Below are 12,095 nucleotides of genomic sequence, written 5' to 3' on the forward strand. Positions count from 1 at the left end.
CCTCGAGGACGACCAGCGACCGTCACGCGTCCTCGAAGCGCCGGTTCCGCGAGCCGAACGTCGACGAAACGACTGGATCAGACAGCGGTCGCTCGACGCGTCGAGCAGCCGAGAAGTGGGTGAAGTGGTGTGGGATGACTGCGCTCCGCAGCGGTGGGAGGTGGGCGGCGCTACTCGGTGTCGGGTTCGGCGACCGCCTCGTCGAGACCGTCCTCGCGCGTGGCCTCGTCGAGGTACTCGGAGAGGTCGTCGTCGACCTCGCGTTCGCCGTTTGCTTCCTCGGTGTCCTGTTCTTCGACGACCTCCGTCTCGCCGGTCACCTTCTCGAACAGTGCACCGTAGTCCGCTCCCGACTGGGATTTCGACATTGGGTGATTCCTCCGTACAAGTACGCTACCGCCGACCCCAAATCACCACTCGGCCTAACCTGTATGGCTCGCCGTGACACGCGACGGCGTGGCCGCCACCCATCAACAGGCATATGCCGGGCAGTCGCGACGACGCGACCATGCAGTGCACCCTCCTCGGGACCGGTGACGTGACCGGTGTCCCGGCACCGTTCCGAGCCCTCGACGACGCAGGTGCCGCGGCGCGACGCCGTCGCCCCGGCCTCCTCGTCGAGACCGACGAAGCCACCGTCCTGTTCGACGTCCCGCCGGAGTTCCGCGAGGGCGTCCGCGACCGCGGCGTCCGCAGCCTCGACGCGACGTTCGTCACGCACTGGCATCACGACCACGTCGGCGGCGTCGACGACCTCTCGCTGTCCGCGCGCGCCGACGTCGTCGCGGACGACCTCTACCGGACGCCGACCGCCGGCGAGCACTTCCACCGCGAGAAACCGTACCTCGCCGACCGGTTCGACGAACACGACCTCGCGCACGGTGAGCCAGTCACCGTCGCGGACGTGACCGTCACGCCCATCCCCGTGAGTCACGACCGGCCCGCGTTCGACGCGCTCGCGTTCCGCGTCGAGACCGACGACGCCACGCTCCTCTACGCGCCCGACTTCGAGACGTGGTGCCCCGACATGCCCGGAGGAGACGACTACCGGAACGCCGACCTCGCCATCCTCGAAGCAACGAGCGTCGTCGCCCCCCACATGCTCGACGACCTCGCCCCCCGCGAGGACCCGGTCGCCGACGCCGCCGCCCACCGCACCGTCCTCGTCCACCTCAACGAGCACCTGCTCGCGCGCGACACCGCCACCGTCGCCGCCGACGTCGCCGACCAGGGCTACGAACTCGGCACCGACTTCGAGACGTACGTCGTCTGAGCGCTGCAGCGCCAGACGTCCGCCTCCCGAGTCACCAGGGCTCTAGTTCTTCGTCGCGCCACAGCCGCCCGCTCGGCCCGTCGCGGAGTCGCGCGAGGAACACCGGCGTCTTCGCGCCCTCCGCGACGCTCCGCGGCGCGTGCTCACCGCCCATGTCGGTGCGAACCCATCCAGGACACGCCGCGTTCACGTACAGCGACGGGTACTGGCGCGCGAGCCCCTGCGTGAACGCGTTCAATCCCGCCTTCGACACGCCGTACGGCAGGTGCGAGTCGTCGATGCCGTCCGCGAACTGTCCGGACCCGCTGGAGACGTTCACCACTCGCGCCCCGGACCGGTCGTCGCTCACGAGCAACGGGAGCGCGTACCGCGTCACGAGCATCGGCCCGAGGAGGTTCGTCCTGAGCGTCCGGTCGATAGCCGCGGTGTCGACGTCCCCGTACTGGCCCTGCGGACCGTAGACGCCCGCGTTGTTCACGAGCACGTCCAGGCGCCCGGACTCCGCTCGGAGGCGCTCCATCGCCGCAGCCACCTGCGACATGTCGGTGACGTCCAACTCGACCGGTTCCTGGTGGGTCGCGGTCACCGTCTCCGGGTCGCGCGCTCCGGCGTACACGGTCGCGCCCAAATCGACGAGTCTCGCAGCGATCTCGGCGCCGATACCTCGATTCGCGCCGGTCACGAGCGCGGTCTGCCCGGACAGCGACTCGTGGAGGTCGACGTTCATGGCCACGTAGAGGGCTCGAGCGGGCATAATCCCGCGGCTGACGTATCCAGGGTAGCATCCGTCAGTGCAGAGTTATTCCCTCGTAGCGCGTCTGTACGTCGTCCGTTACGGATACGACCATGAGCACACACAGATCCATCATCGACGAGTCCGTCCTCCGAACGCTCCGCGCCCGCGTCGCCGGTGACGTCCTCACACCGGACGAGGACGGCTACGACGAGGCCTGCACCCTCTGGAACGCCGCGGTCGACCGCGCCCCAGGCGTGTTCGTTCGCGCGCACACCGCCGACGACGTCGCCACCGCTATCGCCGCCGCACGCGAGCACGACCTCCCGCTCGGCGTGCGCGGCGGCGGCCACCACGTCACCGGGAGCGCGCTCGTCGACGACGGTATCGTCGTCGACTGCACCGAACTCACCGACGTCACCATCGACCCCGACGCGAAGACCGCGCGCGTCGAACCCGGAGCGCGCGTGAGCGACGTCCTCGCCCCCGCACAGGAGCACGGCCTCGCGCCCGTCGCGGGCTCGGCCGCCCAGACCGGTATCGCGGGGTCGACGCTCGCCGGCGGCATCGGCTGGCTCCGCCGCGAGCACGGCCTCGGCGTCGACGCGCTCCGCTCGGTCGACCTCGTGACCGCCGACGGCGACCGCATCACGGCGAGCGCGACCGAACACTCCGACCTCTTCTGGGGTATCCGCGGCGCTGGCTCGAACTTCGGCGTCGTCACGAGTTTCGAACTCGAACTCGCAGCTGTCGGGCCCGAGGTCGCCATCGCCCAACCCATCTACGCGCTCGAGGACGCAGCGAGCGTGCTCGCCGCGTACCGCGAGTGGGCTGCGGATGCCCCGCGAGCGGTGACGACGCTCGTCGCACTCATGCACGTCCCGCCGCTCCCGGTCGTGCCCGAGGAAGCGGTCGGCGCACCGGTCGTGATGCTGTTCGGCGTGTACGCAGGCGACGTCGAGGATGGCGAAGCCGCGCTCGCCCCGCTCCGCGAATTCGGCGACCCCATCATGGACATGAGCGGCCCGCAACCGCTCGCGGGCGTCCACGAGATAGCGCGCGACCTGTTCCCGGACGGCCGCCGGTACTCGTGGCACTCCATCTACGCGACCGATCTCGCCGACGACGCCATCGAGACGCTCGTCGACGCGCTCGCGAACGCACCGACCGAGCAGTGCGAACTCGGCGTCTGGCACCTCGGCGGCGCCATCGCCGACGTCGACGACGACGCGACCGCGTTCGGGTTCCGCGACCCCGAGTTCATGCTCGCCGTCGACGCCGCCTGGGAGGACCCCGACGACGACGCGACCGCGATCGAGTGGGCGCGCGACACCTGGACCGAACTCCGCGCCCAAGCGGCGACCGTCGACGGGTTCTACCCGGGCTTTCCCGGGTTCGTCGACGACCACGACGAACGCGCCCGGATGGCGTACGGCGACAACCTCGACCGCCTCCGCGACCTCAAAGCCGAGTACGACCCCGAGAACGTCTTCGCGAGCAATCTCAACGTCGAGCCCGCGAACTGAACCGCTCGAACCGACGACGCACGCTGTCGAGTCGGTTCTTGTCTTAGCGCCTGTACCGTCGCCGTACCAGGAGCCCGGTGATGGGAAGCGCCACGAGTTCGGTGAGAATCAGGATTACGAGGAGTTCGATACCGAACGAATTCACCAACACGAGGGTCGGTAGGATGCCGACCAGGAGTGGGAGCGCGAGATGGGTTCGGTCGCTGAAGGGCCCGAACAGTTCGATGAGGACGACCGAGGCGAGACCAGCGAAGGCGCCGAGCAACAACCCGCCAGCGACGAGTGCGGCGATGAGGGTGCCGAGGAGAGCGAGGCCGTTACCGTCCGTCGCCCCGGGTGCGTCGGTCGGGACGGCGGTTGTCGATGTCGACTGCGCGGCGACGGCGGACGACCAAACGAAGACGCCGAGGGCGGAGATAGCGAGCGAGAAAACTGCTACGCGGGTCGGTGAACTTCGACGGTTCATCGCTTCTATCCTGTCCGATGCGTCAGGCGAGTAAATATGTTCGCTATGTAGAACGAGCGCGCTCGCGTGCTGAACGGCCGCTACGCGAGGGTCCGTCCTCCGAACGAACGATCGAGTATTCTGTCGTGCCCGCGCCCAGCCGCACCGCATTTCGTATCGCAATCACTGGTTTATCACTTATGCCAGGGCCCGTGACGGGAGGCTTTTCCGCGTCGCCCGACTACGCTCGGTCGATGGTCCAGAACGTCGCGCCGATGATGGTCGACCTCGAACAGGAGGACTTCAACCTCCTCTCAGGGGTCGAGCAGGGGATGCGGTTCTCGGAGTGGGTGCAGCGCGGGAAGCTCCCGGACTTCTCCGGGTTGACGGCGGAGAACGTCGACTACCGCCTGGACCGCTGCCTGGACCGCGACCTCATCCAGCGGAAGACGATCCAGTACGAGGGCTACAAGCTCACCCCGGAGGGGTACGACGCGCTCGCGCTCCACACGTTCGCGGAACGCGAGACCGTCCAGGGGTTCGGGTCGAGTCTCGGCGTCGGGAAGGAATCCGACGTGTACGAGGTCCAGTCGTACAAGCCGATGGCGCTCAAGTACCACCGCGAGGGCTACACGAACTTCCGCGAGGTGATGAAGGAGCGCGATTACACGAGCGACCGCGACCACGTCTCGTGGCTGTACACCGCGCGGAAGGCAGCGGAACGCGAGTACGAGCGCCTGGAGACGCTGTATCCCGACGTCTCGGTGCCGCGGCCGGTCGACCACAACCGGCACGCGATCGTCATGGAGAAGATGGAGGGCGTCGAGCTCGCGCGAACGCGCGTCGAACCCGAGCAGGTCGTGGGCGTCCTCGACCTCGTCCTCCGGGAGATGGCGACGGCGTACGACGCCGGGTTCGTGCACGCGGACATGAGCGAGTACAACGTCTTCCTCGCCGAGAGCGGCGTGACGGTGTTCGACTGGCCGCAGGCGGTGCCGTCGAGTCACGAGAACGCCCGCGAGTTCCTCGCGCGCGACGTCGACAACATCGTCGGGTACTTCCAGCGGAAGTACCCGAGCGACGTCCCCGACCTGGACCGGGAGGGCGTCGTCGACGCGCTCGCCGCCAGCGAGTTCGAGTCCGTCCGCGAGCACGCTGCCTGAACGACACTGGCGTTATCCGCGCTCGCGTCGGCTGAAGGACGGGCGGACTGGCGTTATCCGCGCTCGCGTCGATTCCCGGCTAGATTCTTCCGCTCTTTCGCTCGACGAGCGCCGGCTGTCGACGCTCACCCGGAGGGTTCGACCGTCGAAGAACCCGCTCCGCCTGAGCGACGAAGCGCCTTTCGGGGGGTAGAGTTGGCTCCGCGTCGCGATGACCTGGCCGCTGCTCACCGCTACCGTCCAGGATTCGGTGTCGAGATGGGTTCGTCGGTCCGAATACGCCACGAAGAATCGTATTTCGTACATTCTTGTGGGACTGGCCACCAACTGGTAAACCAGATACTGCTATAGCAAATCGGAGAGTGGCTCGCGAGGCAAGGGCTCGTGAACGGTCGCGAGAGAGCGTGACGCGTACGGATGGCTCGCGGGGCGTCAGGCGACCGGCGGTCGGCCCTCGCGAGCGGGTCGAGCGTCGCCGGGCCGCATCGCGCGGAGGTACGCGACCGCGAGTCCCGCGACCACGACGACGGGCGCGAACGAGAGGGCGGCGGCCAGCGGCGTGAGCGTGATGCCGTCGCCAGCTGCGATGGCGAGCGTCATCGCCGAGATGGGGGCGGCGAGGAGCGTGCCCATGACGAAGAGCACGCCGGCGAGGAGTGCGGCCATCGGGCGTTCGCGCCGGAGCCAGACGCCGACGACGACGAGGGCGGGGACGACGACCGCGAGGTCGAGGACGTGCGAGAACAACGCCTGCGGGCCCGTCTCCTGGACGAGGACCGGGACGGTACCCGCGAGTGCGGCGGGAACGAGTTCCGAGAGCCAGAGCGCGGCGAGCGCGAGGCCGACGAGGACGAGCCCGAGCCCGTAGCGCCTCGCGTCGATGCGGCCGGTGACGGCGTCGTGGACCGGCTCGTGGTCCGTGTCGAGGAGCGCGGCGACGAACGTCCACAGCGAGAGCGCGAAGAGGACGAGGTACGCGAAGAACGCGTCGTTGAACGATACCTGGACGACGACGCTGAACCAGATGTACGCCATGAACGCGAGCGCGCCGAGCCAGACGATGCGGCCACGCAGCGACCCGCGGACGGTCGCGTACAGGCCGGCGGCGAGCGCGGGCACGCCGACGAGGAGTATCGTTGCGTCCTGGACCCGGTAGTTGGTGACGAGCGCGTCGGCGTCGCGGTAGTGCTCGGGACGCAAGAGGCCGAGCGCCGTCGCGAGGACCGAGAGGCCGACGATGGCGAGCGATGCGACGAGTTGCCAGCGAGGGATGGGTCGAGCCATGGTGAGTCGTCTAGAAGGACGACGAGCGCGCTATTAGCCCGATATCGCGGTTCTCGGGGGGTGAGAAGGCATCGACGCGGAGAGGACGTCGCGACGCAGGGGGCGACGGCGACGACTCCGAAGGGGCGTCGCGACGACTGCAGGGGGCGGTCGAGGCGGGTCGACGCGAGACTCAGTCGCCGAACGAGTCGGTCTCGTCGACGTTGATGCTCCCCATCTCGGGCGTGGATTCTTCGCCGTACGCCGTCTGGACTTTCCCGATGACGACCGCGCCGACGTAGATGGCGACGGCGATGAGGACGATGACGCCGCCCGCGGTCGCCTCACCGTAGTAGGAGGCTGCGATACCGAGGATGACGGCGAGTTCGGCGAGCACCACGGAGACGAGCAGCGATTCGTTGAAGCTCCGGGAGACCTGCGAGGCGCCCGCGACGGGGACGACGAGCATCGCGGCGACGAGGATGACGCCCATGATCTGCATCGCGCCGACGACGACGAGCGCGGTCAGCATCACCATGATGCGGTTGTACCAGTTCACGGAGAGCCCGGAGACGGCCGCGGCGGTCTCGTCGAACGTGACGTACAGGAGCTGGTTCCGGGTGAGCCCGACGACGGCGACGACGATCGTGAAGAGGACGAGGAGGATAGCGGCGCTCTCGGCGGACACCGTCGAGAGGTTCCCGAACAGGAACTGGTTGACGCCGACGGCGAGCCCGCCCGCGTTGAGACTGATGAGGGTGGTACCGAGCGCGAACCCGGTGGAGAGCACGATCGCCATCGAGACGTCGTTGTACGCGTCGGTCGCTTCGGAGATGAGTTCGATGAAGAGCGCGGCGATCATCGCGACGACGACCGCGGTCAGGTACGGTGACACGCCGAGGTCGAGGACCGCGTTCAGGAACAGGCCGACGGCGACGCCGGCGAACGCGGTGTGTGCCAAGGCGTCCCCGATGAGTGCGAGCTGGCGGTGCACGAGGAACGTCCCGATGAGGGGCGCCATCACGCCGATGCAGAGGCCGACGAGGATGGCGCGATGCATGAAGCCGTACTGGAGGAGTTCCAGGCCGGTGGCGCCGGCGAGCCACGACATGAGGCCCGACCAGAGGTCGAGGAACCAGTAGAGCGGGGCGAGGACGCCGTCTTCGCCGGTGAGGAGTGGCATCCCGGGGGTCCCGGAGAGGACCGCGAGGCTGAGCGCGGTCATGCGTCACCTCCGAGGAAGTTCGCGGCGGTGCCGAACGCGCGGGCGAGGGCGTCGCTCTCGACGAACTCGTCGGTCGGGCCGTCGAAGTATATCTCGCGGTTCAGGCAGACGACGCGGTCGGCGTGCTCGGTGACGGCGCCGAGGTCGTGTTCGATGAGGAGGACGGTGATGCCGCGCTCGTTGAGTCCGTCGAGCAGGTCGTAGAACGCTTCGACGGACTCGACGTCGACGCCGACGGTCGGTTCGTCGAGCACGAGGAGGTCGGCTTCGCTCGCCAGCGCTCGGGCGATGAACGCGCGCTGGCGTTGCCCGCCGGAGAGTTGCGTGACGCGACGGTCCGCGAACGCGGTCATGCCGACGGTCTCGAGGGCGTCGTGGACGATCGCCCAGTCCTCGCTGTCGAGGCGGCCGAACCCGACGTGCGGGAACCGCCCCATCTTCACGACCTCGCGGACCGTGATGGGCATCTCCTTCGAGGCGCTCGCGTGCTGGGCGACGTACCCGATGCGCGAGCCGTCGTCGAACCGATGCGAGGGTTCGCCGAAGATGCTGGCGCTGCCGGTGTCCGGCCGGAGGAGGCCGAGCATGAGTTTCATGAGCGTCGACTTCCCGGAGCCGTTCGGGCCGACGACGGCGACGTACTCGCCGGGGTCGATGCGCAGCGAGATGTCCTCGACGACTGGCGTTGCGGTGTACCCGAAGTCGACGTCGGCGAGTTCGACGACGGCGTCCGTCGACTGGGCGGCGTCGGTCGACGGAGCGGCGTCGTCGCGGTGGGCGTGGTCGGTCTCGCTGTCGTCGTCGGCCATGGTCGTGGTCGGTGAGTGGTTCGCGCTCATTCGAAGTTAGTCCACTCCTTGGCCCAGCCGTCGGGGCCGACGTTTGCGGGTTCTTCGTTCCCGAGGACGACCTCGAACGTGGGCATGTTGATGTTGTACGCGATCTCCTCGTACCCCCAGTTCTCCTCGACCCAGTCCTCGCGGACGCCCGCGTACGGCGTGACGGGGAAGTACGCCTCGACCTGGGTTTCCGCGAGCAGTTGCTTTGCGGGTTTGCGGGACTCGAAGACGCCGTTCGCGATGTACTTGATGTCGTTCTCGTCGATGACGCGCTTCGCGTCGGCGATGTCGGAGGGTTTGACGTCGCCGCTCGCGGCGAGGTTCGTGACGAGCGGACGCATGGTGACGTCGTACTTGACGCCGATGTACTGGAAGGCGTTGTGCGCGGCGAGCTGGACGACGTCGCGGTCGGCGGCGTCGAAGATCGCCTGGTAGTCCTCGTCGATCTGCGTGATGGTTTCGTCCTTGTACGTCGTGGCGTTGTCGCGGAGCGCGTCTTCGTGTTCGGGGGCGAGTTCGACGAGGCCCTCGGTGATGTTGTCGATGCTGGTCTTCGCGCGGTCGGGGTCGAGCCAGAAGTGGGGGTCCTTGCCCTTCTGTTGGCCGACGCCTTCCTCGTCGGGGTCGAGGGTGGCGGCGAGGTCGACGAGTTGGACGCCTTTGCGGGCGTTGATGAGTTGGGTGTCGACGTCGTCGTCCTTGAGCGTCTGGATGGCGCGGTCGGCCCACGGCTGGAAGCCGGGGCCGACGTGGAGGAACGCGTCGGCTTCGATGATGTCCTTCGTGACGCTGGCGTTAGGCTCCCAGCCGTGGCCGTGGAGGCCGGTGGGGACGAGGTTCTCGACCTGGATCGGCGTGCCGTCGACGACGTTCCGCGCGAAGTCGAAGAAGCTGAAGAAGGAGGCGACGACGACGGGGCCGTCGCCGTTCGCGCCGTCGGTGTCGTTCCCGGGCGAGTTGTTCGCGCTACCGATGCTGTCGATGCAGCCGGCGAGGCCGCTCGAGAGGAGTCCTGCGGTCGCTGCGAGCGTGCCGCGGCGAGAGAGTCGCGGTCGTTCGTCCGTCGAATCGGTCATTGTCGAGTAGGTGTAGACCTCGGCTAGGATATAGTACTTTCCATCAAAGTGTAGAATTAGACTAGTCTAAAGTGGTGGCTGTGTCGTGGTTTCGTGCCGACGGGACCTCGGGCATGCAGGCAGCTAGGCTGGTAAGCAGGTTGGTAGGCACGCAGGTTGGTAGGCACGCAGGTTGGTAGGCACGCAGGTTGGTAGGCACGCAGGTTGGTAGGCACGCAGGCAGGTCGGCTGGTAGGCAGCAGGCTGGTAGGCAGCGGTCTGTGACGCGGCGGTCACCCGGGGATGTCCGCCGGTTCGAACGCCTGCCAGCCGAAGTACGTGACGAGGACCGCGCCGAAGCCGACGCTCACGACGACCAGGGTTGCGAGCGTGCCCACGATGGGGACGGCGTCGAGGAGGTCGAGGGCGACGACGAGGAGTGCTGCGCCGGCGGCGGCGGCGACGTCCGGTCGGTCGACGGGGAGCGCTCGTCCGAGTCGGGCGCCGGCGGCGGCGAGCGCGTAGAGGAGGACGAGGAACTCGCCGACGACGCCGAGGACGCTGACGGGGACGAGGACGACGGTGAACGCCATCGCGACGAACCCGACGAGGAGGGTGACGGCGGCGAGCGCCCCGACGACGCCGGAGACGAGCGCGTGCCCGGTCATCGCGTCGCCGACCGTCGCGAGCGCGTCCGGTGCGCGTCGAGCGAGCAGGAACGCGAGGGCTGCGAGCGCGAGCGCCTGCATGGCGAGGAACCCGAGGCGTTCGGCGAGCGTGCGCTCTCGCGGGGCGACCTCGACGGTCGTGCGACGCGGGACGCGCGCGCCGGCGGCGACGCTGGTCGTCCCGCCGAACGAGCGGAGCTCGCCCGTTATCGCGGCGCCGTCGAGGACGCTGAGGTTCCCGGCGAGCACCGTCACCTCGGCGTCGACCGTGCCGGCGACGACCGCGGTCCCATCGATGACGTAGATCGGCCCGTCGACCGTCGCGTTCGCCGGGACGGTCACGGTCCCGCCAGCGACGACGAGCGGGTCCGTCTCACCGCCAGCGGCGAGGGCGTCGGCGTCGCGCGCGCCGTCGAAGACGACGTGCATGGCGTCTGGGTCGGCGCCGCTCGCGCCGACCAGGAGGAGGACGACGACGAGCAGCGGGAGGACGTCCATGACGCTCATCGCTCCACCTCCGGCGCGCTCCCCGCCGCGTCCTCGGGAGCGCGGTCGGCGTCGCGGCGTCGGTCCCTGGACCGTGCGATGGCGTACATCCGTTTCGCGTACGCGCCGACAGCGAGGCCGAACAGGAGGAGGAGGGCGAGCGCGTTCACGAGGTTGAGGTGCGTGAGGAGCGTGACCTCGGCGTGCGCGAGGTAGAGCGCGACCGCGGTGCTGGCGAACGTGGCGACCCAGCCGGCGAGCCCGATACCGAGCGCGCTGTGGGTGCCGATGGTGTCGGCGGTGGCGAGGTCCGGCCAGAGCGCGAAGTTCATCGTCGTGTAGAACGAGACGGCGACCGCGTACAGCAGCGGGTTCGCGAGACTCGGCGTGCCCGCCGCCGTCGGGAACACCGCGGCGACGCGGAGTTCTGTCGTGTAGAGGACGTGCGAGAGGGCGAACAGCGCGAAGATCCAGAGGAAGACGCCGTTGCGCGAGAAGTTCGTGTAGAGGACGCCCGCGGCGAACGCGCCGAGGACGTGCGCGCCGGCGATGAGGAGGCGCGTCTCGATCTGGGGCGACTGCCAGGAGGTGAGGAGGAGCGTGGGCGTCTCGATGATGCGGAGGAACCCGAGGCTGTCGACGAAGAAGACGCCGAACATCAGGACCAGGGGCGCGACGAACGCGAGACTCCGTGTGCGAACGGGGTCGGGGTAGTTGAAGCGTCCGCGGCCGAACGCGTCCTGTTGCGCTTCGAGGTGGTCGAGGACGCGTTCGACGGCGTCGACGCGACCGCTGGCGAGCACGGCGAGCACGACGATACCGGGCGCCACCGCGGCGGTCATGAGGTTGCTGAAGACGACGACGTTCCAGTCGAGCGGGATGGCGTTCGCGAGCCCGTACGTGAGGGCGGTGATGGCGGCGGCGACGTACCCGCGGTCGGGGACGGGGATGGTGTCGATCGCGAGCGCGAACGAGACGGGGAACCCGACGCCGAGTGCGGCCGAGCCGGCGACGATCCACGCGCCGAACGCGGGCGCGGTCCGGACGTGCGGCGCGAGTACGGTGAGGACGAACTGGACGCAGACGACGGCGAGGAGGAGCCGGAGCTTCGTGCGGATGCTCGTGCTCCACCCGCGGCGGTCCATGGTGACGCCGGTGGCGACGGCGGCGACGAACGTGCAGAGCGCGAGGACGCCCATCCAGAGGGACACGGTCGTCTCCGGGAGGCCGACGAGCCGGGTGCCGAGGTCGATGAGGCCGAGCTGGACGAACGTGATGTTGTAGTAGTAGCCGGCGGTCATCAGGGCGACGAAGAGCGCGTAGCCGGCGAGGGTGGACCAGTCGCGGTCGCGGAGGTACCCGAAGAGACGCATCGTACGTGTTTGCTCGACGCGAGCGGACAAAAAGATGGAGCGCCGT

General features: G+C 68.7%; 12 protein-coding genes. 3 read left to right on the plus strand and 9 right to left on the minus strand.

What is annotated here, in order from left to right:
• Positions 1 to 170: 170 nt before the first annotated feature.
• Positions 171 to 368 carry a hypothetical protein gene (locus VYJ16_RS02875; protein ID WP_336348810.1) on the minus strand — a complete coding sequence of 66 codons (198 nt, stop codon included), beginning with the start codon at positions 366 to 368 and terminating at the stop codon, positions 171 to 173.
• A gap of 140 nt (positions 369 to 508) precedes the next feature.
• Here VYJ16_RS02875 and VYJ16_RS02880 point away from each other — a divergent pair, with 140 nt between their 5' ends.
• Complete coding sequence (locus VYJ16_RS02880) at positions 509 to 1,273, plus strand: MBL fold metallo-hydrolase (protein ID WP_336348811.1); 765 nt, start codon at positions 509 to 511, stop codon at positions 1,271 to 1,273.
• A gap of 31 nt (positions 1,274 to 1,304) precedes the next feature.
• Here VYJ16_RS02880 and VYJ16_RS02885 read toward each other — a convergent pair whose 3' ends face one another.
• Positions 1,305 to 2,000, minus strand: coding sequence for an SDR family NAD(P)-dependent oxidoreductase (locus VYJ16_RS02885; protein ID WP_336348812.1), 696 nt, complete (start codon positions 1,998 to 2,000; stop codon positions 1,305 to 1,307).
• A 119-nt stretch (positions 2,001 to 2,119) separates the two neighbouring features.
• On the opposite strand from VYJ16_RS02885, the gene VYJ16_RS02890 reads away from it, so the two are divergent.
• Positions 2,120 to 3,532 carry an FAD-binding oxidoreductase gene (locus tag VYJ16_RS02890; protein ID WP_336348813.1) on the plus strand — a complete coding sequence of 471 codons (1,413 nt, stop codon included), beginning with the start codon at positions 2,120 to 2,122 and terminating at the stop codon, positions 3,530 to 3,532.
• 43 nt (positions 3,533 to 3,575) lie between these two features.
• On the opposite strand, the gene VYJ16_RS02895 is transcribed toward VYJ16_RS02890, so the two are convergent.
• Positions 3,576 to 3,998: a hypothetical protein gene (locus VYJ16_RS02895; RefSeq protein WP_336348814.1), complete on the minus strand. Its 423-nt coding sequence runs from the start codon at positions 3,996 to 3,998 to the stop codon at positions 3,576 to 3,578.
• Positions 3,999 to 4,231: 233 nt separating this feature from the next.
• Here VYJ16_RS02895 and VYJ16_RS02900 point away from each other — a divergent pair, with 233 nt between their 5' ends.
• Positions 4,232 to 5,140, plus strand: a complete 909-nt coding sequence (locus VYJ16_RS02900; RefSeq protein ID WP_336348815.1) for an RIO1 family regulatory kinase/ATPase domain-containing protein — start codon at positions 4,232 to 4,234, stop codon at positions 5,138 to 5,140.
• Positions 5,141 to 5,572: 432 nt separating this feature from the next.
• Here the strand turns inward: VYJ16_RS02900 and VYJ16_RS02905 are convergent, their stop codons facing one another.
• From VYJ16_RS02905 to VYJ16_RS02930, 6 genes are all read right to left on the minus strand, one after another.
• Entirely contained in the window at positions 5,573 to 6,424 is an 852-nt protein-coding gene (locus VYJ16_RS02905; RefSeq protein ID WP_336348816.1) for a hypothetical protein, read from the minus strand.
• Positions 6,425 to 6,596: 172 nt separating this feature from the next.
• Positions 6,597 to 7,586 (minus strand): metal ABC transporter permease, encoded by a 990-nt coding sequence (locus VYJ16_RS02910; RefSeq protein ID WP_336349657.1) that lies wholly within the window; start codon positions 7,584 to 7,586, stop codon positions 6,597 to 6,599.
• Positions 7,587 to 7,624: 38 nt separating this feature from the next.
• Positions 7,625 to 8,467 carry a metal ABC transporter ATP-binding protein gene (locus VYJ16_RS02915; protein WP_379761783.1) on the minus strand — a complete coding sequence of 281 codons (843 nt, stop codon included), beginning with the start codon at positions 8,465 to 8,467 and terminating at the stop codon, positions 7,625 to 7,627.
• A complete protein-coding gene (locus VYJ16_RS02920) occupies positions 8,464 to 9,543 on the minus strand; it encodes a metal ABC transporter substrate-binding protein (RefSeq protein ID WP_336348818.1) in 1,080 nt (359 codons plus the stop codon). The genes VYJ16_RS02915 and VYJ16_RS02920 overlap by 4 nt, the downstream gene beginning before the upstream one ends.
• A gap of 272 nt (positions 9,544 to 9,815) precedes the next feature.
• Positions 9,816 to 10,697, minus strand: a complete 882-nt coding sequence (locus VYJ16_RS02925) for a polymer-forming cytoskeletal protein (RefSeq protein WP_336348819.1) — start codon at positions 10,695 to 10,697, stop codon at positions 9,816 to 9,818.
• Positions 10,694 to 12,049, minus strand: a complete 1,356-nt coding sequence (locus VYJ16_RS02930; RefSeq protein WP_336348820.1) for a pentatricopeptide repeat-containing protein — start codon at positions 12,047 to 12,049, stop codon at positions 10,694 to 10,696. The genes VYJ16_RS02925 and VYJ16_RS02930 overlap by 4 nt, the downstream gene beginning before the upstream one ends.
• Positions 12,050 to 12,095 lie beyond the last annotated feature (46 nt).

Origin of the sequence: Halorubellus litoreus (assembly GCF_037081675.1) — an archaeon.
GTDB lineage: Archaea > Halobacteriota > Halobacteria > Halobacteriales > Natrialbaceae > Halorubellus > Halorubellus litoreus.

Coding starts and splice junctions, on each gene's coding strand:
- VYJ16_RS02875 (WP_336348810.1), bottom strand. CDS start 368: ATGTCGAAATCCCAGTCGGGAGCGGACTACGGTGCACTGTTCGAGAAG.
- VYJ16_RS02880 (WP_336348811.1), top strand. CDS start 509: ATGCAGTGCACCCTCCTCGGGACCGGTGACGTGACCGGTGTCCCGGCA.
- VYJ16_RS02885 (WP_336348812.1), bottom strand. CDS start 2,000: ATGAACGTCGACCTCCACGAGTCGCTGTCCGGGCAGACCGCGCTCGTG.
- VYJ16_RS02890 (WP_336348813.1), top strand. CDS start 2,120: ATGAGCACACACAGATCCATCATCGACGAGTCCGTCCTCCGAACGCTC.
- VYJ16_RS02895 (WP_336348814.1), bottom strand. CDS start 3,998: ATGAACCGTCGAAGTTCACCGACCCGCGTAGCAGTTTTCTCGCTCGCT.
- VYJ16_RS02900 (WP_336348815.1), top strand. CDS start 4,232: ATGGTCCAGAACGTCGCGCCGATGATGGTCGACCTCGAACAGGAGGAC.
- VYJ16_RS02905 (WP_336348816.1), bottom strand. CDS start 6,424: ATGGCTCGACCCATCCCTCGCTGGCAACTCGTCGCATCGCTCGCCATC.
- VYJ16_RS02910 (WP_336349657.1), bottom strand. CDS start 7,586: ATGCCACTCCTCACCGGCGAAGACGGCGTCCTCGCCCCGCTCTACTGG.
- VYJ16_RS02915 (WP_379761783.1), bottom strand. CDS start 8,467: ATGAGCGCGAACCACTCACCGACCACGACCATGGCCGACGACGACAGC.
- VYJ16_RS02920 (WP_336348818.1), bottom strand. CDS start 9,543: ATGACCGATTCGACGGACGAACGACCGCGACTCTCTCGCCGCGGCACG.
- VYJ16_RS02925 (WP_336348819.1), bottom strand. CDS start 10,697: ATGAGCGTCATGGACGTCCTCCCGCTGCTCGTCGTCGTCCTCCTCCTG.
- VYJ16_RS02930 (WP_336348820.1), bottom strand. CDS start 12,049: ATGCGTCTCTTCGGGTACCTCCGCGACCGCGACTGGTCCACCCTCGCC.